Below are 20197 nucleotides of genomic sequence, written 5' to 3'. Positions count from 1 at the left end.
CTTTGTCTCCTTTCGCCCAGAGTCTATGGAGGCGGCGGAAGACGGGATGATGGAGGCATGCGTGCGGTCGTTCAGCGGGTGGGTTCCGCGTCGGTGGTAGTGGACGGTGCGACGGTCGGGGCGATCGACGAACCCGGGCTGCTCGTGCTCGTCGGGGTGACGCACACCGACACGCCGGCCGAGGCGGCGAAGCTGGCCGCCAAGCTCTGGGGCCTGCGGATCCTCTCCGGCGAGAAGTCCTGCTCCGACGTCGGCGCGCCGCTGCTCGTGGTCAGCCAGTTCACCCTGTACGGCGACGCCCGCAAGGGCCGCCGTCCCACCTGGCAGGCCGCGGCCCCCGGGCCGGTCGCCGAGCCGCTGGTCGAGGCCGTCTGCGCGGAGCTGCGCGCGCTCGGCGCGCACGTGGAGACGGGCGTCTTCGGCGCCGACATGAAGGTCTCCCTGACCAACGACGGCCCCATCACCCTGATCCTGGAGATCTGACGGGGTCCGCGGGAACGGCCCGCCGCGTCGGCGCGGACCTCCCTCCGGGAGGCGTCAGGCGACGGCCCAGTCGGCGATCGCGTCGAGGATGTCGCTCAGTCCCCGGCCGCGCCCGGTCAGCGCGTACTCCACCCGCGGCGGCTTGTCGGGGTGCACGGTGCGGGTGAGCAGCCCCTCGGCTTCGAGGGTCTGGAGCCGGTCGGCGAGCGTCTTGGGGCTGATGCCCGGCAGCAGCTGCAGCAGCTCGCCGTACCGTCGCGGGCCGGACCTCAGACGGAAGATCACCAGCGGGGTCCACTTGCTGCCGACGAAGGCGAGCGTCCGCGTCACCGAGCAGGTCTCGGGGGTAAGCCTCCCCGAGCAGGTTTCACCGGCGAGAAGGTGGGCTTCCTGGAAACTTTCCATACCTGAAGCTACTACAGCAGAAGTGCCTACTTCACAATATGAAGCACCTTCCCTAACGTCACCGGCATGACATCGAAAACCGTCGCGGTCCACGGCGCCACGGGCGTCCAGGGCTCGCACATCGCCCGCCGTCTGCGCGCCGCCGGATACGAGGTCCGGCCGCTGGACACCCGCTCGGCCGACCTGACCGACCCCCACTCGCTGGTGCGCGCGTACGGCTCCGCCGGCGCCGTGGTGGTCCACCTGCCACTGGTGTTCGCCCCGGTCGCCGTCGCCTACGCCGAGACGCTGCTGACGGCCCTGGCCAAGGCCGGCATCGCGCGCGCGGTGTTCAACCCCGGCATGGCCCTGCCGCCGGAACCGGTCGGGGTGCCGTACGTCGACGCGCGGATCATGCTCGCGCGGCGGCTGCCGGACGCGGTCGGGAAGGCGTCGGTGATCGGCCCGGCGGGCACCTACCTGGAGAACCTCCTGATGCCCTGGTCGGTGCGGAGGGTCCGGGAGGAGGGCGAAGTGGCCTACCCGCTGCCCGCGGGGGCGCCCATGCCCTGGGTCACCCTCGACGACGTCGGCGACGCCGTGGCCGCCGCCCTCGGCGAAGACCACCCGGCGGCCGTCAGCGTGCTGGCCGGGCCGCCGATCACCGGTGAGCGGGTCGCGGCGGCGGTCGGCGCGGCGGCAGGCCGCCAGACGCGCTGGAATGAGGTGACCCCCGAGGAGTACCGGCGGCTGCTGGAACCGGTCCTCGGCGGCGACGCCGCGGCCGGGGTCGCGGAGGTCTACCGGCAGGCCGCCGCGGCCCCTCCCCCGCCTCCGCCGCCCGCCGGGATCCTGCGGCCGGCCCCCACCACCGTGGAGCGGTGGGCGGCGCGGCAGGACTGGACCGCCTGATCCGCGGAGGTCAGCGGATGCGGCGGCGCAGGGCGGGGTCGATCTGGACGTTGCGGCCGGCGTCCGGGGGCACGACGACCTCCTGGCCGGCCGCCACCCCGTCGGCCTGGAGCGGGGCGTCCACCGGCACGGTCCGCTTGACCAGTGCCAGCGCGATCGGCCCGAGCTCGTGGTGGCGGGCGGCGCTGCCGACGAAGCCGACCTCGGCCTCGCCGTCGGTCACGGCCGCGCCGTGCTTGGGCAGCCGGTCCGCGCTGCCGTCCAGGTGCAGGAAGACCAGGCGGCGCGGCGGGTGGCCGAGGTTGTGCACCCGCGCCACGGTCTCCTGGCCCTTGTAGCAGCCCTTGTTCAGGTGCAGGGCCGTACCGATCCAGCCCACCTCGTGCGGGATCGTCTTGTGGTCGGTCTCGAAGCCCAGGCGCGGGCGGTGGTTCTCGATCCGCAGCGCCTCGTAGGCCCAGAGGCCGGCGAGCCCCAGGCCGAGGCGGGCGGGGAGCAGCTCGCGGGGGAGCAGCACGTCGTCGCCCACGGCGACCGCCCCGGACGGCAGGTCCGGGCGCGTCCCGCCGGCCGCGGGCAGCGCGGTGACCACCGCGTAGGCGTCCGTCACGTCGGCGACCTCGACCCGGAGCATGAACCGCATTGTGTCCAGGAACGCGACCAGTCCGGCCGAGGTGCCCGGCTCCACGTGCGCCCAGACGGCCTCGCCGTCGTCGACCAGGGCGAGGTGGTGCTCCACCCTGCCCTGGGCGTCCAGCAGCAGCGTCTCGGTCGCCTCGCCGGGCCGCAGGTCGTCGAGTTTCTGCGAGCTCAGGCTGTTGAGCCAGCTCAGGCGGTCGGGTCCGGAGATCTTCACGACCTCCCGGTTGCTCCGGTCGACCACGGCCTCACCGGCGAGCAGCGCGCGCTGCTCGGCGAACGGGTCGCCGTAGTGCCCGGCGACGCCGGAGTCGGGGGCGTCGGCGGCGACCGCGCCGGGGGTGTCCAGCAGAGGGCTTCGCATGCCCCAAGCCTATGCGGTTCCCGGCGTCGCCTCCTGCCCGGAGGCGGCCGTCCGGCCGGGCGGACGGCCGTCCCCGGGCGGGCCCGGGAGCGCCGGTGCGGGCGCGGGCGGGGCGCCGCCTCAGCGGCAGTTGCGGCAGCGGCCGAAGACCGTCAGGTGGTGCACGTCGGTGGCGAACCCGAGCTCGGAGTCGAGCCCGCTCACCAGGGCCTGCACCAGCTCCGGCCGGACCTCGCTGATCTCCCCGCAGCCCCGGCAGACCAGGTGCACGTGGTCGGCGTCGGCGGCCAGGTGGTAGGTGGGCGCGCCGTGCCCGAGGTGGTTGTGGGCGACCATGCCGAGCTCCTCGAGCAGTTCGAGGGTCCGGTAGACGGTCGAGATGTTCACTCCGCGGGCGGTCTCGCGGACCCGGTTGCAGATCTCCTCGGGGGTGGCGTGCTCCAGCGCCTTGACCGCCTCGAGCACCAGCTGGCGCTGGGGGGTGACCCGGTAACCGCGAGCCCGCAGTTCCTCATGCCACGACGTCTCGGTCATGTCCGGAAGTCTATGAGGAGCACGCCCCGGCGGTGGCTGGACACCGCGGCCCGGCGCGGGGGAAACCCGGCCCACCTGCGGAGATCCGCTTGCCGAATATTTACTTGCCCGCGCGGATCCGGTCGCATAACGTACGGATCACGCCGAAAGGAGGTGGTCCGAACAATGGTTGATCATAGTTGGGCTAGCGAGGTGGCTGTCCGCTAGGACGCCGCAGCTCCGGACTCTGTCCGGACGTCCTGCGACGTTCGGCGAATCCACGACAATCACCGGAACCCCGGGCTGCCGGAGGGCGGGAATCCCCCGCCTCTGGTCCATCCGGCCCTTCCGCTCACGCGGGAGGAACCGGCCCGGGGTTCTTTTCTTTTCTCCGGATCCCCCCTTTCCGGATCTCCCCGCGCTCCGGGTCGTTCCGGCCCCCGTCCCACGATCCCGCCCGGCCGTCCTCAGTGCTCGCCGCGGGCGGGCACCCCGAGCGCGGCGCAGGCCTCCCGGTAGAGGCGCACCACCTCCCAGCGGACCTGGGCGCGCTCGGTGAGGGTCGTGCTCCACGGGACGCGGACCGTGACGTCCTTCCCGCCGACCGTCGCGGTGAACTCGATCGCCTCGGCGTCCACGCCCGACGTCGTCGCGGCGGTGGCCTCCGGCTGCCCGCCGAGGCCCTTGACGATCAGCAGCGAGTCGTCTCCGTGGTCGTCGTTCATGTGGCGCTTGATCGCCTCGACCACGTCAGGCGTGAAAGGGGTGCTCATGCCCGACATCTTGACACGCTTCCCCGTCCGAACCGGTCGCCCCCCGATCCGGACTCGGAACAGGCCTAGCGGCCGAGCGCGGCGACGAGCGCCAGGGCGGACCGGCGCAGGTCGGAACCGGAGGGCACGGATTCCGGATCCATCAGCCACTGCGCCGCCGCACCGGCGACCAGCATCTGGAGGTGCGCGCCCAGCCTCTCTTCCTGATCCCGCGGGACGGAGAGGCCGAACAGCTCGACCAGCCCGAGCCGGGCGGCCCGGTTGGCTTCGGCGAACGTGTGGCGGAGTCCGGGATTTCCGTGGATGTGGGCCAGGAGCTCGAACTGCACGGCCCACAACGACCTGTCGTCGGCGAACGACCTGACCACCCCGTCCCATGTCGCCTCGAACCGTTCCGCCGGATCGGCGTCGGAACCGGCGGCCGGGGCCTGCTCCACGCTGTCGCCCCACTCTTCCAGCGCCTGCGTGAGCGCCTCGTTCAGCAGCGCCTCCTTCGTCCCGAAGTGGTAGCCGATCGCCGCCAGGCTGACCCCCGCGGCGAGGGCGATGTCCCGGGCGGTCGTACGGGCGTAGCCCTTCTCCAGCAGACAGCGCCTGGCTCCGGCCAGCAGGTCGTCGCGGTTGCTCATGACGGTGAGGCTACCGCATGGGTGAGACGATTGTCTTACACGAACATCTTGCACATCTGTCTAAGACGGATGTACGTTCAGGGTGTCCCCACAAGAACCCAGGGAGCCCTCCATGAAGAACACCAACGTCCTCGTCTCCGGCGCCGGCATCGCGGGCGTCTCCCTGGCCTTCTGGCTGCGGCGCAGCGGTTTCACCGTCACCGTGGTGGAGCGCGCCCCGGAGATCCGGGCAGGCGGCTACAAGATCGACATTCGGGGCGCGGCACTGCAGGTGATCGAGCGGATGGGCGTGCTGGAGGAGGTGCGCGCGATGCGCACCGAGGTGCGGTCCGGCTCGGTCGTGAACGCCGCGGGCAGGCGGGTGGCCAGTATGGACGGCGACACCTTCGGCGGGCGCGAGCACGGCGACGCCGAGGTCCTCCGCGGCGACCTGCACCGGCTCCTGTACGGCAGGACCCAGGACGGCGTCGAGTACCGCTTCGGCGACTCCGTCACCTCCCTCGACGACACCTCCGAGGGGGTGAGGGCGACCTTCGGCAGCGGCAGGACCGAGGTCTTCGACCTGGTGGTGGGGGCGGACGGCATGCGTTCCGCCACCCGGGCCCTGGCCTTCGGACCCGACGAGCGGTTCGTCCGCGACATGGGCTACTACGTCTCGGTCTTCACCGTGCCCAACCACCTCGGCCTGGACCGCGAGGAGCTCACCTACGTCGGCCCCGGCCGTACGGCGCTGACCTACAGCACCGCGCGGGAGGCCGGGGCCAAGGCCATGTTCCTGTTCGCCTCCGAGCCGCTGTCGTACGACCACCGCGACCGCGCCGAGCAGGAGCGGCTCCTGGCCGCCGCGTACGCCGGAGAGGGCTGGGAGGTCCCCCGGCTGCTGCGGGGCGTCGGCGACTCCCCCGACTTCCTGTTCGACTCCCTCGGCCAGGTCCACATGAACCGCTGGTCCGCCGGGCGGGCGGTGCTGATCGGTGACGCGGCGCACTGCGCCTCACCCGCCTCCGGGCAGGGCACCAGCCTCGCCCTCGTCGGCGCCTACGTGCTGGCGGCGGAGCTGGCCGCCGCCGGCGGCGACCACGCGGCCGCGTTCGACGCCTACGAGCGGCGCATGCGGCCGTTCGTCCACGAGAACCAGAAGCTCGGGCCGGCGAACATCAAGCGGATGGTGCTGCGCAGCAGGGGCCAGGTGCGCTTCTCGATGGCGATGCTGGGGCTGATGGCGCGCGTTCCCGGCAGGGACCGCCTGCTGGCCAAGATCATGGAGCCCCTCGGCAGGGCGGCGAACGCCATCACCCTCCCGCAGTGACCCCGGCCGGCCCGGCGGTCCCGACGATCCGGCCGGACCGCCGGCGCGGCCTCAGAGGATCCCGGGCGTGAAGTCGCCCACCCGCTTGAGCTCGGCGGAGATGTGCGACTGGATCGGCCGGCCCATGGCGGCCATGTCGTAGGCCCACATCAGGTTCCCGTTGACCAGGCCGTAGAGGCGGTGACCGCCGGTGTACTCCTTCGCGGTGGCGGTGCGGGCCACCACGTCCGTGTGGAGCTCGATCTTGTGGAAGACCACCTCGCCGACGTAGATCTCCACCACACCGGTCGGGTGCGAGAGGCACACCTCCAGCCGGCGCTCGGGCAACTGCCGCCAGAACCCGGTCTCCGTGCCCAGCGGGCGCACCCGGTTGCCCGCCTCGTCCAGCAGCCACGTGCGGCTGGTGTAGGTCAGGAACGGCTTGCCGTTGTGCCCGAAGACGATCTCCTGGCCGAAGTTGAAGCTCTCGATCGTCGGATATCCGCCGACCCCGGCCCCTTCCCACCGGCCCACGAGGAAGGAGATCGGCTCAAGATCGGGATGCAGCTCAGGAACGTCCATGGGACCACAGCGTATCCAAGGGGACGGGGTGTGCAGGGCCCGGCGCGTCACCGGGGGGACCGCCACCGCGTCCCGTCTCGCACCGCCCCGGCGGACACGAATAGTCTTCAGTCATGGCACGATCACTGGTAATCAAGGTGACCGCCGGCGCGGACGCCCCGGAGCGCTGCAACCAGGCGTTCACGGTCGCGGCGGCGGCGCTGGCGAGCGGGGTCCACGTCTCGCTCTGGCTGACCGGCGAGTCCTCGTGGTTCGCCCTGCCCGGCCGGGCCAAGGAGTTCGCCCTGCCGCACGCCGCCCAGCTCGGCGACCTGCTCGACGCGGTGCTCGCGGGCGGGCGGGTGACGCTGTGCACGCAGTGCGCGGCCCGGCGGGACATCACGGTCGACGACGTGATCGAGGGCGTCCGCATCGCGGGGGCCCCCACGTTCGTCGAGGAGGTCCTCGGCGACGGCGTCCAGGCGCTCGTCTACTAGGGCGCGCCCCCGGCCGCCGGAAGGCCGCCCGCCCCGCGGCGGAGCGGGCCGCCTTCACCGGCGGGAGCCCGCCTACTGGCGGGGCAGGACCGCGGCCAGCCGCTCCTCGCGCAGGCGCGTGAACCAGGTGTCGTCGGCCGGCGGGAGCTGCGCGCCCGTCGCCCAGGTCAGCAGCAGGTCGGCCAGGCCGGGGTTGCGGGCCAGGGCCGGGCCGTGCAGGTAGGTGCCGACGACCTTGCCCGCGTAGCAGCCCTCGGTGCCGTCGCCGTTGCCGGTGCCGACCACCGTGCGCGAGAGCGGGCGCACGCCCGGTCCGAGCCGGGTGACGCCCATGTGGTTCTCGAAGCCGGTCAGGGTCGGCACGCCGAGCGCCGGGTCGGTCTCGGCCACCAGCTCGCCGACGGCGCGGGCGCCGCCGCGTCCGCTGGCGATGTCGAGCAGCCCGATGCCGTCCACCGGCTGGCCCTCCTCGCCGCCGAACGTGCTGCCCATGATCTGGTAGCCCGCGCAGACCGCCAGCATCGCCGCGCCCCGCGCGACGGCCCGGTGCAGCCCGCCGTCGCGGCGGAGCCGCTCGGCCGCGAGGATCTGCGGCCGGTCCTCGCCGCCGCCGATCAGGTAGATGTCACCGCTCTCCGGGACCGGGTCGGCCGAGCGCACGTGCACGGTCTCGACCGGGATGCCGCGGCGCCGGGCGCGCTGCTCCAGGACCAGGACGTTGCCCTGGTCGCCGTAGGTGCTCAGCAGGTCCGGGTAGATCCAGACGAGGCGCAGGACGCTGTCAGACGGCACGACCGAACTCCGATCGGATCTGCTGGAAGGCGGTGTAGTTGGCGATCACGTCGACCTTGCCCGGCGGCTGGGCGGCGAGCGCCTGCCCGAAGGAGCCCATGAGCTGGAACGGCACGTCCGCCACGTCGAGCCGGAGCGCGAGGTCGAGCCGGCGCTCCCCGGTGACGTAGACCGGCCTGCCGCGCAGCACCCGGTAGTCGACGTCCCAGAGCCAGGAGGTGTCGCGCCCGTCGGGCCCCTGCGCGTTCACCGAGAGGATCACCGGCAGCGCGGGGTCGAGCACGTCGAAGGCCTCCAGCCAGCCCGCCGGGTTCTTGGCCAGCAGCAGGCGGGCCTGGCGGCCGTCGCGCTCCACCGTGGTGTAGCGGCCGGCGACCGACCTGACCTCGCGCAGCCGGGGCAGCGCCCGCTCGACCGGCAGGCCGAACGCCTCGGCGGTGGCCAGCGCGATCACCGCGTTGGCGCGGTTGGCCCGGCCGGGGAGCTGGATGTCCAGCGTCCAGCGCCGCCCCTGCGGGTCGATCGCCGCCTCGCCGTCGAGGATCCAGGACGGCGCGGGCCGCCGGAAGGAGCACTCGCGGCAGGCCCAGTCGTTCTCGGCCTGGGTGCTCTGGCCGGGGACTCCGGAGACGTGACCGCCGGGCGGGACGTAGTCGAGCCCCTTGCGGTCGAGCGGGCCGCCGCACTCGGGGCAGCACCAGGAGTCCTCCTTCCACGGCTGCCCGGCGGAGACCCAGGTCACCCGGGCGGCCGTGGAGGCTCCCCAGGTCACCAGCGGGTCGTCGGCGTTGGCGATCACGTGGACGTTCCGCCCGGCCAGCGCGCGCCGCCACTTCTGGGCCAGCAGCCAGATCTCGGCGGCCCGGTCCATCTGGTCGCGGCTGAGGTTCATCAGGACGATCACGCCCGCGCCGGTGGTGTCGACGACCTCGGGGAGGTACTTCTCGTCGACCTCCAGCACGCCGTACGGGGCGTCCTTGGCCGAGGAGAGCGCCGAGACGTGGCCGGCGGGCATGTTGGCGCCGAAGGCGTTGGTGGCGACGTCACCCAGGTCCTGCAGGGCGGAGGTGATCAGCCGGGTCGTGGTGGTCTTGCCGTTGGTCGCGCTCACCAGCGCGAGCTTGCGGTCCTGCGCGAGCTGGCGCAGGAGGTCGGGCTCGAGCGCCAGGCCGACCCGGCCGCCGATCACCGATCCGTCGCCGCGTCCGGTCGCCCGGGACAGCGTCGCGGCCGTCCGGCCGAGAGCACTCGCGAGCTGCGCCCGCAGCGGTAGCTGACTCATGCGCCGATCCTAGCCGTGCCGGTACGGCGACCGCCCCCGCGAGCACGACCACCCCGTACCGTGACATATCCACCACTCTCCGGCGTCACGGTACGGGGCGGCGAGACCCCGGTCACTCGGCGAAGGCCAGCTCCGCGGACCCCGGGGACCCGGCGGACCCGGTGGACTCCGTGTCGAACGGCAGGACGAACCGGTGCGGCCAGGACAGCACGCCCTCCAGCCAGCCCGCGCCCATCGCCTGGGCGACGTACCGGATCCGCTCGCCGGGGTCGGCCCCGATCGTGACCGTGAAGACGTCCCGCTCCACGCTCGCGTGCTCGTCGTCGCCGAGCAGGACCCGCCAGGCCAGCGTGCGGTTCCGGTCCACCTCCATGGAGAGCGGGTGGTGCCGGAGCGCCCTGGCCCGGTGACCGAGCAGTTCGGCGCCCGCCGGCTGGTCCAGCAGCGGGTACTCCACGGCCGGCGCGGGGGCGTGCGGGTCGGGGGCCGGCCGGCCGTACGGGAAGAGCCTGTCCACCTCGTGCAGCCAGCGGACCTGGGGGATCACCCAGGCGGGCCCGGGCCGCTCGCCGGGCGTGCGCTCGGGGCCCAGCAGCCGGGCGGCGGCCGCGGCGACCTGCCCGGTGAGGGCGGCGGGGTCCGCGACGGTCCGCAGCGCCCAGGCCCGGCGGGCGACGGCGCGCTCCACGGCCGTGGCCAGCAGGCACTCGCGCAGCCGTGCGGGCTGCTCCGCCCACCGGTCGGCCAGCGCCCGGGGCGCGCCGGGGAGCGGGCGGTCGACGCAGAACGCCAGCACCAGCGTGTCGGCCCAGATGCGCAGCCAGGCCCACTCCGGGGCCTCGGCGAGCAGGTCGGCCTCGCGGAGCTCGACCAGCGTGCACGCCCGGCCGTCGCGGCACTCCTGGCCGCACGCCGCCGAGCGGCGCCCGCAGATCGGCGGCGTCTGGCCGGGGACCGTGCGCTCGCGGGTCTCGCCCAGCGGCACCAGCACGCGCAGCGGCCTGTCCATGCCGTCGGCGAAGACGGCGGCCGTGCCGGGCTGGAGCGAGACGACCTGCCGGGACTGCTCCTCGCTCAGGTTCATCGCGGCGCCGACGAGCTGGCGGTCGTCCTCGGCGGGGAGCCGGTGCACGACCTTCAGCGCGGTGTTCTTCACCACGTCCGAGACGAGCTTGGTGGGGATCTGCTCGGCCACCACGAGGCCCTCCCCGTACGCGCGGATCTCGGCGAGCATCCCGGCGAGCAGCTCGACCGCGTGCGTGCTGGCCCGGCCCGCGCCCCGGTCGCGCAGGAGCCGGTGCGCCTCCTCGATGACGATGACGTGCCGGAGCCCGGAGGTCTTCGCCGTCCTGGCCCGCATCCGCAGGTGCTCCACGATCCGGATGATCAGCGTGCCCATCAGGAACGCCTTGTCCTCGTCGTTGGCGACGTCCTCGATGGCCAGGACCACGTTGCGCTGGAGCAGGTCGCCGATGTCGGCGGGGTGGCCGCCCTCGAAGAACCGCCCGGCCGAGCCGACCCGGAGCGAGCGCAGCCGGAGCGAGATGAAGCCCTCGACGTCCGCCTGGACCTCCCGGCCGTAGCCGATCTCCTTGATCACGTCCATGGCGTGCTGCTGGAGCTGCTCCAGGGTCGGTACGGCGGGCGGCACCGCCGCCCCCGGGGCCGCGCCGCCGGTGACCACGTCCCAGCCGTTGGCCTCGTACACCCGCTGCAGGGCCAGCGACATGATCTGCGGGAACGGCTCCTCGGCGTCGAAGGCGGCCATGAACAGCGCCCGGACCATGTCGATGTGGGCCTGGACCGGGTAGCCGGGCTCGGGGGCGAGCGGGTTGACGCTGAACGGCACGTCGCCCGGGGCCGAGGGGTTGATCACGGTGACCGGGGCCAGGTGCTCGATCCGGCCGCCCATCGCGGCGTACTCGGACTTGGCCGGCTCGATGGCCAGCCAGGGGATGCCCGCCCCGGTGAGCTGCTCCAGCAGGTGGCGGACCGTCTGCGACTTGCCGGAGCCGGTCGCGCCGGTGACGAACGCGTGCCGGTTCAGGGTCGCGAGGGGGACCTTGAACGACCCGACCGCGCGGTCCTGGCCGTCCAGGATCGCGCCGAGGTCGAGCGCGGGCTCGCCGGGGGCCGTTTCGGCCTCGCTGGTCACGTCGAAGAAGCCCGCGTCGAGCACCCGGACTCCGGGCACCTCCCTGCGCGGCAGCCCGGCCAGGGCGGCGAGCGTCCCGGCGGTGGCCGCGAAGGGCGTGGCGGTGGCGTCGGCCGGGTCCTGGAAGGCGGTGGCGAGCGCGTCCCCGAAGGAGAGCGCCGGGCCGTACAGGGCGCTGCGCAGGCGGTAGGGGTGGTGGCTCATCTCGACCGATCCGACCAGCACCGGGGCGATCTGCCGCAGCTCCTCCGGCCCCGCGGCCCCGGCCAGCACCCGCACGTTCCAGAGCCCGGCCTCGCGGAAGGCGTCGAGCTCCTGCATGCGCCGCTCGGCCCGCTCGGCGTCGTAGCGGGAGCGCTCGGAGGCGTCGCCGTACTGCCGCAGCACGTTGAGCTGGGTCCGCAGGTGCGCGACCTCGGCGTCCAGCAGGTCGGTCGGCTCGGCAACCACCAGCCAGGCGAACGGCCGGGACATGAGCGTGACCAGCGTGGACTCGAACAGGGTCGGCCGCCTGACCTCCTCGGGATCCGGCTCGCGCCGGCCGCCCAGCGGCGGCGCCTGCCGTCCCGGACAGGTCGTCCAGGCCAGGTCGGACAGGTCCCGGAGCCACTCGTCGCCGACCCGCACGCCCCGCGCCCCGCCGGGGAACAGCAGCGGCTCGGGACCGGCCGGCGGCGGCTCGCTCTCGGCGGCCGCCGCGGCGCGGCGGGCCGGGCGCGGCGGGGTCAGCGGACCGGCGTTCGTGATCAGTTCCAGCGGCGCACCGGAGCCCCGGGAGAGCCAGCCGATCACGAAGGGCCGGCCGTGCTGGGCAGCGGACAGGGCGGCCGGCAGGACCGTGACGAAGTCCCACTCGGCCGACGAGCTGCGCGAGGGCGCCGTGATCGCCTGGATCCGGTACCAGGGACCGGTCAGGCTGTACGGAAGACGGGACACGCTCTGCTGCATCTGGCCTCCACCAGGGGGCCGGCTCCAGGCCGGGGAGTTGACGCTTCACCGGACGTCCCACCGGGGCCGGTGGGGCGGGGCGGCACGACTACGGTCGAACCTCACTCGGGGCGGCACCCCCGCATTGACGAGGCCATTACCAGATCCATGCGCTATCCAGGCGTCTCGCGGTGCCTCCGCCAGTCGAGGCGGGGCTGCGGCGGCCCGAGGTTGGGCGGGGCCGCCTCGGTGAAGGGGCTCGTGAACGAGCCCGGGTCGTGCGGCTCCGGCTCCCGCTCCTCGGCGGGCACGTCCGGGGAGCCCTGCGCCGCCTGGCGGATCTCGTCGAACTCCCCCAGCGTGGTCCTGGGGAAGGTCAGGATCGCCGGGTTGGCGTCGGCCAGCCGTATCCGGCGGCCCTGGGCGGTGGCGTCAGAGATGATCACCGAGGTGGTGGGGAGCTGCTGGAGCTGGTGCGGCTCGACGAGGAACTCCCGGGAGCGGTGCAGGACCCGCTCGGTCTCCCCCAGGGCCTTGCTCGCCCGCCGGCCCCACTCGGTCGAGGAGGTGATGTCCTCCTTCAGGTCGGCGTGGCCCACGTCGCGCCCGTCCTCGTCCTCCTCGGCCCGCCCGATCGTGGAGGTGTAGCCGCCGTCGAGCCCGGCCCCGGCGGCGCTGATCGTCTCGGTGAGCTGGGCCAGCTCCAGCCGGTGCTCGGTGCCGACGTGCTCGCTGGCCACCCGGGCGTCCTCGGCGTTGCCCAGCCGCATGAACGCCACCGCGGCGTGCCCGCGGCCCAGCCGCTCCCGCACGGTCGGGGTGAGCGCCCGGTAGGTCAGCACCAGCCCGGTCCGGGAGGTCTCGCAGGCGTCCATCAGCCGGTCGAGCACGTCGCCGCGGAGCTTGTCCGCCCCCGCGACAATGATCGTGTGGTACCAGGGCCGGTCGGCGGCGGGCGACTGGCGCAGGATGTGGGTGAGCGCGGTGGCCACGTAGGTGCCGAGGACGCGGTTGCCGAGCACACCGGCCTGGCGGTCCATGGAGACCACCCGCAGGCGCGCGGGCGGGAGCCGTACGGCCTGCGAGCCGAGGGTCTCCAGCTTGCGCAGCTGCGACTCCAGCGCCCAGGCCCGCTCGATCACCACCCGGTCGCTGACCCCGCGGCCGAACAGCGTGCCGATCCGCTCCAGCTGGGTCGCGGTGATCAGTCCGTAGCGCAGGTCGTCGCGGGGGTCGCCCACCTGGGCGAGGGCGCGCAGCGCGGCGGTCACCTGGTTGATCGTGGCGTTCTCGCCGAGGACCTCCAGGACCCGCTCCAGGATCGCGTTGTCGAAGGAGAGGTCCCGGGTGGTGCGGTGCTCCTCGCTGACGCTCACCACGTGGGCGAGCACGTCGGCGAAGGCCTCCGGCGCGAGGGTGGCCCCCAGGTCGAGCTTGGGCAGGTCCACCGGGAGCACCCAGACCAGCGGCTCGTCGCCGCCCCGGCGGGCCAGCTCGATGAGGTCCTTGGCGACCGCGCCCTCGGACAGGTCGAGCACGGTCAGGTGGCCGCCGCTGTAGAGGCGGGTCGCGCCGAGCAGGGTGATCAGCGCCGACCACCCGGGCAGCGTGCCCCCGGCGACGTCGATGCGGTCGAGCTCGTCGGGCACGGCCACGGCGTACCAGGTGAGCTGGCGGTCGTGCCGCTCCTTGCGCTCGGCCCACTCCCGATAGCGGGCGGCGTGCTCCTCCTGGGCCCGGTGGAGCTCCCTCTCGCGCTCCCTGCGCAGCCGTTCCGCCGCCGCCTGCCGCTCCCGGATGCGGTGGCGGACCGCCCGGTCCCCCTGGTGCAGCGCGTAGGTGCAGAACCCGGCGATCCCCAGCGCCACGGCCATGCCCGCCACGGCGAACGGCCAGCCCATCGGCCCGACGGCGGCGACGGCGAGGATGACCAGGGCCATCCCGATCATGAACCCTCGGATGATCTTCACTGGGCGGTTCAGCAGGTCCTCGTTGAGCCGCTCGCGGCGCACCCACTCGGGGTCGACCTCCGGCAGGGGCTCCTCGGCGGGGGACGGCCGTCTGGGCGCCGGACCCGGGTCGGGGTACAGCAGGGCATACTGCCAGCCCAGGTAGATCCGGTCCGCCTGGAGCTGCGCATGCTCGGGATGCACGTCCGTCACGGAACCTCCGCCGTCGGGCTCTCGTCCGCCTCCGTGACAGCGTAAAAGCTGTCTCCGCCCTTGGGGCGGCGTTCCTGGCAATCCACTGTATTTTCCGCGCGTTCACCACGACTTATGGGGCGTATGAGTCGGATGATATTGAGATCAGCTATTACCATGCGTTGTCATGACGTCTCCCTCCGGCGGCGGCGCCAGAAGACGCCGTGCGGTCGCGGTGCCCCTCGCCGCCCTGCTGATCGCCGCAGGACTGGGGACCACCGCCGCGCTCGGCGGCTTCGCCGAGGCCCCGGAGGAGCCCTCCAGGCGCCTCGGTCCCGGCGGCGTCGTCGACCAGAAGCTCTTCCTCACCAGGTTCCTGGCCTCCCGGACGGTGGTCGTGCCCGACCCGTACGGCGGCACGGGCAAGCGCTTCCTGGAGATCGAGGCCGAGGTCACCAGCAAGGGCCGCAGAACCGAGGAGGTGGGCTCTCCCGGCGAGAAGGGCCTGCTCTACGGAAAATCCCTGCTGAAGGTGACCCCGGTGGCGGGAGACGGCTCCGTCCCCGTCTCCGTGATCCCCGATGTCTCCGTGATCCCCGACGAGGGCGTGCCGAGCACGCAGCTGCATCCGGGGACGACCTCCACGGTCGTGTTCAGGTACGAGCTGCCGCGGGGGCAGCGCGCGCCGCAGGAGGTCCGGCTCGACGTCGGGGCGTTCGACCCCTCACCCGAGAGCTTCACCGGCGCCGACCTGGGCCTGGTCCTGGAGAGGGACGGCAAGGCGGCCGGCGCCCCGCCGAAGGTCGTGGCCCGGGTCACCCTGCCCGTCCGGCGTGAGGGGAGCGGCCGGTGAACCCCGCGGCCCCCGCACGGGAGAGGAACGGCCGATGAGCACCGTGACCCCCGAACGGGCCCCGGCGGCGGCCCCGCCCCGCCCCCCGAGGCCCCCGGGCAGGCTGCGCCGGGCCGGCGCCCTGCTCGCCGGACTCGCCCTGGCCGCCGCGGCGGTGGCCCTCCAGTCCGCCGCCCCGGAGCCGGGAGAGCGCGGCGCGCCGCTCACCTCGACCGGGCGGGTGGGGGACGAGGTCGCCGCCTCCCGGTTCACCGCGCGGGTCGAGGCGGTGCACGCCGCCAGGAGCGTCGAGATCGCCGACGCGGCGGGCGCCGTGGAGACCGCCACCACCTCCGGGATCTTCGTCGTCGTCGAGGCCGCGGCGACCGCCCACCGGGAACCGCAGAAGTTCGGCCGTCCCGTGCTGCTGTCCGGGGACGGAAAGCGCTACACCGCCACCGACAAGGTGGACTCCACCCTGGACATCGCCTATCCGTACGTCCAGCCGGGCTGGTGGACCGAGGGCGTGGCGGTCTTCGACGTCCCGGTCACGGCGCTGACCGGCTCCCGGATCGTGCTCGCCCCCGGCGGCGGCGGGTTCATCGGGGAGGCGTACCCGCCGGAGGCGGAGATCGACCTGGGCCTGGACGACGCGGGCACGCAGCGCCTGATCGCCGCCGCGAAGGACGTCCACCGGCTGGAGGCCAGGAGATGACCGGCGCACCGCCCCCGGAGCACGAGGGTCCGCGCGACTGGTTCGCCCCCCGCAGGAACCGCCCCGCGCCCCCGGCCCCGCACCCCGGCCGGCCGGCGCCGTCCCCGGACGCCCCGTGGGCTCCCGGCCCCCGGCGGGTCTTCCCCGACGAGCAGGTCTGGCCGCCCCCGCCCAGGCCTTCCCGGGAGGAGCCGGGGGCCTCGACCCAGCCCTTCCCCGCGGTCCCCGCTGTTCCCGCCGTCCCTCCTGCCCCCGCTGTTCCCGCCGTCCCTCCTGCCCCCGCGGCGCCCCTCCCGGGCACGCCCTCCGCGGCCGGCGCACCGCGGGCGCCGGTCCCCGCGGGCGCCGCCCCGCGGTGGCGCCGTACGGCCCTGCTCGCCTGCGCGGCGCTCCTGACCACGGCCCTGGCCGTCGCGATCCCCGCCTGGGAGGACTACCGCTTCTACCGGAGCGGCAACCCGGCCTACCGGATCCACCCCGTGGCCCCGGGCGGCACCGGCACGCTCATGCATGTCGCCTGGCGGGCCGAGGTCGAACAGGCCGACAGCCTGCCGGGGCTCGGCCCGGCCAAGCCCGGCCGGAAATGGCTGAAGATAACAGTCACCAGGACCTCGCTGGACACCGAGGGCGTGCTCCGGCGCGGGGCGCCGGTCATCGAGGTCCGGCACCCCGACGGCCGCGCGTGGCGGGCCGAGGTCACCGGGAACGACCTCCCGCCGGAGGCCGCCGAGCACGAGGTCGGCACCGCCTACCGCTACGACGTGGTCAGCGTGGTCCCCGGCGACGTCGCCGGTCAGGTCGAGGTGCGCGTCATCCCCAGCACGATCCGGATGCCGCTGGAGGAGTCCACGGCGGAGCTGCTCAAGCGGGCCGGCACGGAGGAGGTCGAGCCCCAGGACCGGGTGCTGCTGTTCAGGCGGTGATCGCCTTTCCCGCCTCCCGGGCGCGGGTGGCGGCGATGTCGAACGCGGCGGCCAGCAGGCAGACCGTCAGGACCCCCACGACCAGCTCCCGGGCGAAGTCCAGGGGGCTGCCGAACAGCAGCCAGAAGTGCGGGAAGTCGCTGCCGACCAGCGTCCTGACCCCCCGGTCCGCGTAGTCGGCGCCGACCCGGATCGCGACGTGGCACAGGCAGAACATCCCGGTCAGCACCGCGCCGCCGCGCGCGACGAGCCGGAAGGCGTTCAGGATCGAGAGCCAGCGCTCCCTGAACCCGATCATCGTGCCGGCCGCGGTGGTGCGGGTCAGCTTGTGCGCGTTGTCCATCCGGCCGGTCACGGCCTCCAGGCGCGTTCCCTTGAGGACCGCCCGGGTGTCCTCGGCGAACGCGCCGTAGACGAGCGCGGTGATCGCCAGCCAGGCCAGCGGCGCGACCAGCGCGTCCACCACGAGCGGCCAGACCTGCGCCGTGCCCTCCCGCAGCGCCTTCCAGCCCGGGATCACCCGGTCCGCCTGCTCCAGCCAGTCCCCGGCCCTGGCCGCGACGACCCGGTCCCCCAGCCACTCCGCGAATCCGGAGGTGAGAGCGAACGCCATGTTGAGGCCGTAGAAGGAGAAGGCCAGCTCGGAGACGGCCGCGAGCATGCCGCTGCGCGTTCCCCCGGTGCCCGCGTGCCGGAGTCCGAACAGCGTCCTGAGCGCGTAGGCCACTCCGGCGATCACCGCGGAGACCCACACGTCCAGCCCCGCGAGCAGGGTGCCGGCCTCTCCCCCGATCCCGGCGAAGGCCCCCTTGACGTCGTGGTCGAGCCACTTCATGGTGTCGAGAGCGATCAGCTCCCTGGCGGCCTCCTCGTGGAAGCCCCAGGCGAGGTAGACCGTGGCGAAGACCAGCGTGACCCGTCCGAGCGCGCCGAGCATACCCTCGTCCGCCTCGTCGCCCGCCCGGCGCACCCGGACCTCCCGGAGCGCGCCGCGCACGGAGCGCACCATGCCGACCAGGACGACGAGCTCGGTCAGCACGATCAGGACGAAGACCAGCATCGTGACCACGAGCCGCACCTGCCGGTGGTCGCCGTGGGCCACCTCGGTCGCCGCCCACATCAGCGCCGCGCGGACCGCCTGGCCGGCCGAGAACCAGATCACCAGCGGGAGGGCGCAGGCGCCGAGGATCCTCAGTGCGTGCACCGGGAGCCCGTACACCGGAAACGCCCGGAGAGCGGCGGGCGGCGGGGGCGCGGCGGGCGGCGGGGGCGCGACAGACGTTCCGGGCACCGACGAATCGTAGCGATCCGGCGTCCCCGCCCACATCCGGGCATGACGGCCCGCCCGCGTCACCGCGGCGGGTCCGGCCGGAGCACCGCGGGACCCGGGACGCCGAAGGGCCGGCGTCCCCCGCGGGGGGCGCCGGCCCTTCGGTGGAAGGCGGGTCAGACCGCCACGGTGAGCTGGGTGACCTCGCCCAGGCGGGCCTGGGCGGGGATGTCCTTGGTGACGCCGCCGCCCGCGATGATGCGGACGGTCCAGTCGCCGGGGGCGGCGAAGAAGCGGAAGACGCCCTCCTCGGAGACCACGACCTCCCCGGTGAACTCACCGGAGTGGTCCAGCAGGCGGGCGTAGGCCCTGCCCGAACCCGAGACGATGCCCTGGATGACGGCCTGGTTCGACAGGTCGACCCCGGCGGGCAGGGCGACGGTCTGCTCCGGTGCGGCGCAGCCCTGAGCGGTGGTGGTCATCGTGCCTCCTTCGTCGGTCCGACGACCGAGCTGGTGTGGTTGCCGGTCGGGGTGCTCATCAGCGGGCCTCGCCCAGCTCGATCGGGACGCCCACGAGCGAGCCGTACTCGGTCCAGGAGCCGTCGTAGTTCTTGACGTTGGCCTGGCCGAGGATCTCGTGCAGCACGAACCAGGTGTGCGCGGAGCGCTCGCCGATGCGGCAGTAGGCGATGGTGTCCTTGCCGAAGTCCACGCCCTCACCGGCGTAGAGCGCCTTCAGGTCCTCGTCGGACTTGAAGGTGCCGTCGTCGTTGGCCGCCTTGGACCAGGGGATGTTGCGGGCGGTCGGCACGTGGCCGGCGCGCTGCGCCTGCTCCTGCGGGAGGTGCGCCGGGGCGAGCAGCTTGCCGGTGAACTCGTCGGGCGAGCGCACGTCGACCAGGTTGAGCTTGCCGATCGCGGCGACGACGTCGTCGCGGAAGGCGCGGATGGAGGAGTCCTGCTCCTTGGCCGTGTAGGTGGTGGCCGGGCGCTCGGGGACCTCGGTGACCAGCTCGCGGGAGTCGAGCTCCCACTTCTTGCGGCCGCCGTCGAGGAGCTTGACGTTCTCGTGGCCGTAGAGCTTGAAGTACCAGTAGGCGTAGGCGGCGAACCAGTTGTTGTTGCCGCCGTAGAGCACCACGGTGTCGTCGCCTGCGATGCCCCGGGCGGACAGCAGGGCGGCGAAGCCCTCGCGGTCCACGAAGTCGCGGCGGACCGGGTCCTGGAGGTCGTCCCTCCAGTCGATCTTCACGGCGCCACGGATGTGGCCCTTGCTGTAGGCGCTGGTGTCCTCGTCGACCTCGACGAGCACGACACCAGGGGTGTCGAGGTTGGCCTCGACCCAGTCGGCGTCCACCAGGACGGCGGAGCGGCTCATGGGATTCCTCCGGGGTTATCTTGCGGCGGGCAGTAGACGGCGAATGATCGGATACATCTCGCAGCCGAGGCAGAAGCCGAACGCGGCGTTGAGGAAGGCGGCGAAGAGGGCCGCAGCGGTGGCGCCGAGGGCCAGCGGCGTGATCTGCGTTGCGTAACCGGCCAGGCCCGCCAGGGCGAAGACCAGTCCGACCAGCTGCGCGAAGCGCGGCGGCCGGGAGTCTTCCGGCTCCCCGGGAGGGCTCTTCACCATCACCCTGAAGACCATCCCGTACGGCGAGGCACCGGAGGCGCTCAGTGCGAACACCGCGGCCTGGACCGCCAGCAGCCACGCGCTGCCCGTGACGAGGACGAGCGCGAGGACGACGGTGGTGAGGGCCGCGGCGAAGCGGAGAGCCCGGGGATCAGCCTGCATCACGCGATGCTCCTGAAGGGTCGTGCAGATCGGTGCGGCACGGGGCCGCCTGAGATCGCCCTTAGGAAGCGCGACAGAGCGCGGTGGCCACGCGGCAGAAGTCAACCGCGCGCCGCTTCGTCAGCAGCTCTGTCGTGGGATGCATGCCGATGACATTACCCCGGCATTCCGGTATCTGTCACATCCCCGTCCAGTTCGTGAGACGAAATCACCCGGTAGGCGGTAAGGTGCCCCGCCCGGCCTCGACCCGGACGGCGTGTCGCCCTGCCCGGACCGCCTGCGGCACCGCGCCCCGCGCGCCTCCGGGCCGTGCCCGGCGCCGC

22 protein-coding genes are annotated in these 20197 nt (G+C 73.6%); 7 read left to right on the top strand and 15 right to left on the bottom strand.

What is annotated here, in order from left to right; genetic code table 11:
- Positions 1-57 precede the first annotated feature (57 nt).
- Complete coding sequence (gene dtd / locus FHS22_RS03370) at positions 58-483, top strand: D-aminoacyl-tRNA deacylase (protein WP_184938235.1); 426 nt, start codon at positions 58-60, stop codon at positions 481-483.
- Between the two features lie 54 nt (positions 484-537).
- Here the strand turns inward: dtd and FHS22_RS03365 are convergent, their stop codons facing one another.
- Positions 538-813, bottom strand: a complete 276-nt coding sequence (locus FHS22_RS03365; RefSeq protein WP_221473097.1) for a winged helix-turn-helix transcriptional regulator — start codon at positions 811-813, stop codon at positions 538-540.
- A gap of 141 nt (positions 814-954) precedes the next feature.
- Here FHS22_RS03365 and FHS22_RS03360 point away from each other — a divergent pair, with 141 nt between their 5' ends.
- The gene (locus FHS22_RS03360) at positions 955-1779 is read left to right on the top strand and encodes an SDR family oxidoreductase (RefSeq protein WP_184938231.1); all 825 of its coding nucleotides are present in this window, start codon (positions 955-957) and stop codon (positions 1777-1779) included.
- A 10-nt stretch (positions 1780-1789) separates the two neighbouring features.
- On the opposite strand, the gene ygfZ is transcribed toward FHS22_RS03360, so the two are convergent.
- From ygfZ to FHS22_RS03340, 4 genes are all read right to left on the bottom strand, one after another.
- Complete coding sequence (ygfZ, locus tag FHS22_RS03355) at positions 1790-2782, bottom strand: CAF17-like 4Fe-4S cluster assembly/insertion protein YgfZ (protein ID WP_184938228.1); 993 nt, start codon at positions 2780-2782, stop codon at positions 1790-1792.
- Positions 2783-2902: 120 nt separating this feature from the next.
- Positions 2903-3316, bottom strand: a complete 414-nt coding sequence (locus FHS22_RS03350) for a Fur family transcriptional regulator (RefSeq protein ID WP_184938226.1) — start codon at positions 3314-3316, stop codon at positions 2903-2905.
- A gap of 446 nt (positions 3317-3762) precedes the next feature.
- Positions 3763-4068, bottom strand: coding sequence for a DUF2470 domain-containing protein (locus FHS22_RS03345; RefSeq protein WP_184938224.1), 306 nt, complete (start codon positions 4066-4068; stop codon positions 3763-3765).
- 65 nt (positions 4069-4133) lie between these two features.
- Positions 4134-4697, bottom strand: coding sequence for a TetR/AcrR family transcriptional regulator (locus FHS22_RS03340; protein ID WP_184938222.1), 564 nt, complete (start codon positions 4695-4697; stop codon positions 4134-4136).
- 112 nt (positions 4698-4809) lie between these two features.
- Between FHS22_RS03340 and FHS22_RS03335 the strand changes: the two genes are divergently transcribed.
- Positions 4810-6006, top strand: a complete 1197-nt coding sequence (locus FHS22_RS03335) for an FAD-dependent monooxygenase (RefSeq protein ID WP_184938221.1) — start codon at positions 4810-4812, stop codon at positions 6004-6006.
- Between the two features lie 51 nt (positions 6007-6057).
- Here the strand turns inward: FHS22_RS03335 and FHS22_RS03330 are convergent, their stop codons facing one another.
- Positions 6058-6567, bottom strand: coding sequence for a heme-binding beta-barrel domain-containing protein (locus tag FHS22_RS03330; protein WP_184938220.1), 510 nt, complete (start codon positions 6565-6567; stop codon positions 6058-6060).
- A 113-nt stretch (positions 6568-6680) separates the two neighbouring features.
- On the opposite strand from FHS22_RS03330, the gene FHS22_RS03325 reads away from it, so the two are divergent.
- Positions 6681-7043 carry a DsrE family protein gene (locus FHS22_RS03325; RefSeq protein ID WP_184938219.1) on the top strand — a complete coding sequence of 121 codons (363 nt, stop codon included), beginning with the start codon at positions 6681-6683 and terminating at the stop codon, positions 7041-7043.
- A gap of 72 nt (positions 7044-7115) precedes the next feature.
- Here the strand turns inward: FHS22_RS03325 and FHS22_RS03320 are convergent, their stop codons facing one another.
- From FHS22_RS03320 to FHS22_RS03305, 4 genes are all read right to left on the bottom strand, one after another.
- The gene (locus FHS22_RS03320) at positions 7116-7835 is read right to left on the bottom strand and encodes a type 1 glutamine amidotransferase (RefSeq protein WP_184938218.1); all 720 of its coding nucleotides are present in this window, start codon (positions 7833-7835) and stop codon (positions 7116-7118) included.
- Positions 7825-9117 (bottom strand): MurT ligase domain-containing protein, encoded by a 1293-nt coding sequence (locus FHS22_RS03315; RefSeq protein ID WP_184938217.1) that lies wholly within the window; start codon positions 9115-9117, stop codon positions 7825-7827. Before FHS22_RS03315 ends, FHS22_RS03320 begins: the two co-directional genes overlap by 11 nt.
- Before the next feature lie 112 nt (positions 9118-9229).
- On the bottom strand, positions 9230-12220 hold the full coding sequence (locus FHS22_RS03310; protein ID WP_184938216.1) for an ATP-binding protein: 2991 nt from the start codon (positions 12218-12220) through the stop codon (positions 9230-9232).
- A gap of 152 nt (positions 12221-12372) precedes the next feature.
- Positions 12373-14361, bottom strand: coding sequence for a hypothetical protein (locus FHS22_RS03305; protein ID WP_184938214.1), 1989 nt, complete (start codon positions 14359-14361; stop codon positions 12373-12375).
- 166 nt (positions 14362-14527) lie between these two features.
- Between FHS22_RS03305 and FHS22_RS03300 the strand changes: the two genes are divergently transcribed.
- From FHS22_RS03300 to FHS22_RS03290, 3 genes are read left to right on the top strand one after another with little or no spacing between them, the layout of a single operon-like run.
- Positions 14528-15193: a hypothetical protein gene (locus FHS22_RS03300; protein WP_184938212.1), complete on the top strand. Its 666-nt coding sequence runs from the start codon at positions 14528-14530 to the stop codon at positions 15191-15193.
- A 34-nt stretch (positions 15194-15227) separates the two neighbouring features.
- A complete protein-coding gene (locus tag FHS22_RS03295) occupies positions 15228-15887 on the top strand; it encodes a hypothetical protein (RefSeq protein ID WP_184938210.1) in 660 nt (219 codons plus the stop codon).
- Positions 15884-16810, top strand: a complete 927-nt coding sequence (locus tag FHS22_RS03290; RefSeq protein WP_184938208.1) for a hypothetical protein — start codon at positions 15884-15886, stop codon at positions 16808-16810. The genes FHS22_RS03295 and FHS22_RS03290 overlap by 4 nt, the downstream gene beginning before the upstream one ends.
- Here the strand turns inward: FHS22_RS03290 and FHS22_RS03285 are convergent.
- The 5 genes from FHS22_RS03285 to FHS22_RS39525 form a co-directional block, all read right to left on the bottom strand.
- Positions 16800-18014: a hypothetical protein gene (locus FHS22_RS03285; RefSeq protein WP_184938206.1), complete on the bottom strand. Its 1215-nt coding sequence runs from the start codon at positions 18012-18014 to the stop codon at positions 16800-16802. The two genes, FHS22_RS03290 and FHS22_RS03285, sit on opposite strands and share 11 nt — an antisense overlap.
- A gap of 242 nt (positions 18015-18256) precedes the next feature.
- On the bottom strand, positions 18257-18562 hold the full coding sequence (locus FHS22_RS03280) for a DUF1416 domain-containing protein (protein ID WP_184938204.1): 306 nt from the start codon (positions 18560-18562) through the stop codon (positions 18257-18259).
- Between the two features lie 58 nt (positions 18563-18620).
- Positions 18621-19460, bottom strand: a complete 840-nt coding sequence (locus FHS22_RS03275) for a sulfurtransferase (RefSeq protein ID WP_184938202.1) — start codon at positions 19458-19460, stop codon at positions 18621-18623.
- Between the two features lie 15 nt (positions 19461-19475).
- Entirely contained in the window at positions 19476-19874 is a 399-nt protein-coding gene (locus FHS22_RS03270; protein WP_184938372.1) for a DUF4395 domain-containing protein, read from the bottom strand.
- Positions 19875-19935: 61 nt separating this feature from the next.
- Complete coding sequence (locus FHS22_RS39525; protein WP_374058838.1) at positions 19936-20019, bottom strand: putative leader peptide; 84 nt, start codon at positions 20017-20019, stop codon at positions 19936-19938.
- Between the last annotated feature and the right edge of the window lie 178 nt (positions 20020-20197).

Source organism: Thiemannella venezuelensis (genome assembly GCF_014203605.1).
Taxonomy (GTDB): Bacteria; Actinomycetota; Actinomycetes; order Streptosporangiales; family Streptosporangiaceae; genus Planomonospora_A; species Planomonospora_A venezuelensis.
Note: the sequence above shows the minus strand (reverse complement) of the source record. Positions and strands in the feature narration are given on the sequence as shown.

Excerpts from the sequence above, each read along its gene's own strand:
- dtd (WP_184938235.1), top strand. The coding sequence starts at position 58 with ATGCGTGCGGTCGTTCAGCGGGTGGGTTCCGCGTCGGTGGTAGTGGAC.
- FHS22_RS03360 (WP_184938231.1), top strand. The coding sequence starts at position 955 with ATGACATCGAAAACCGTCGCGGTCCACGGCGCCACGGGCGTCCAGGGC.
- ygfZ (WP_184938228.1), bottom strand. The coding sequence starts at position 2,782 with ATGCGAAGCCCTCTGCTGGACACCCCCGGCGCGGTCGCCGCCGACGCC.
- FHS22_RS03350 (WP_184938226.1), bottom strand. The coding sequence starts at position 3,316 with ATGACCGAGACGTCGTGGCATGAGGAACTGCGGGCTCGCGGTTACCGG.
- FHS22_RS03345 (WP_184938224.1), bottom strand. The coding sequence starts at position 4,068 with ATGAGCACCCCTTTCACGCCTGACGTGGTCGAGGCGATCAAGCGCCAC.
- FHS22_RS03340 (WP_184938222.1), bottom strand. The coding sequence starts at position 4,697 with ATGAGCAACCGCGACGACCTGCTGGCCGGAGCCAGGCGCTGTCTGCTG.
- FHS22_RS03335 (WP_184938221.1), top strand. The coding sequence starts at position 4,810 with ATGAAGAACACCAACGTCCTCGTCTCCGGCGCCGGCATCGCGGGCGTC.
- FHS22_RS03330 (WP_184938220.1), bottom strand. The coding sequence starts at position 6,567 with ATGGACGTTCCTGAGCTGCATCCCGATCTTGAGCCGATCTCCTTCCTC.
- FHS22_RS03325 (WP_184938219.1), top strand. The coding sequence starts at position 6,681 with ATGGCACGATCACTGGTAATCAAGGTGACCGCCGGCGCGGACGCCCCG.
- FHS22_RS03315 (WP_184938217.1), bottom strand. The coding sequence starts at position 9,117 with ATGAGTCAGCTACCGCTGCGGGCGCAGCTCGCGAGTGCTCTCGGCCGG.
- FHS22_RS03310 (WP_184938216.1), bottom strand. The coding sequence starts at position 12,220 with ATGCAGCAGAGCGTGTCCCGTCTTCCGTACAGCCTGACCGGTCCCTGG.
- FHS22_RS03300 (WP_184938212.1), top strand. The coding sequence starts at position 14,528 with ATGACGTCTCCCTCCGGCGGCGGCGCCAGAAGACGCCGTGCGGTCGCG.
- FHS22_RS03295 (WP_184938210.1), top strand. The coding sequence starts at position 15,228 with ATGAGCACCGTGACCCCCGAACGGGCCCCGGCGGCGGCCCCGCCCCGC.
- FHS22_RS03290 (WP_184938208.1), top strand. The coding sequence starts at position 15,884 with ATGACCGGCGCACCGCCCCCGGAGCACGAGGGTCCGCGCGACTGGTTC.
- FHS22_RS03280 (WP_184938204.1), bottom strand. The coding sequence starts at position 18,562 with ATGACCACCACCGCTCAGGGCTGCGCCGCACCGGAGCAGACCGTCGCC.
- FHS22_RS03275 (WP_184938202.1), bottom strand. The coding sequence starts at position 19,460 with ATGAGCCGCTCCGCCGTCCTGGTGGACGCCGACTGGGTCGAGGCCAAC.
- FHS22_RS03270 (WP_184938372.1), bottom strand. The coding sequence starts at position 19,874 with ATGCAGGCTGATCCCCGGGCTCTCCGCTTCGCCGCGGCCCTCACCACC.
- FHS22_RS39525 (WP_374058838.1), bottom strand. The coding sequence starts at position 20,019 with ATGCATCCCACGACAGAGCTGCTGACGAAGCGGCGCGCGGTTGACTTC.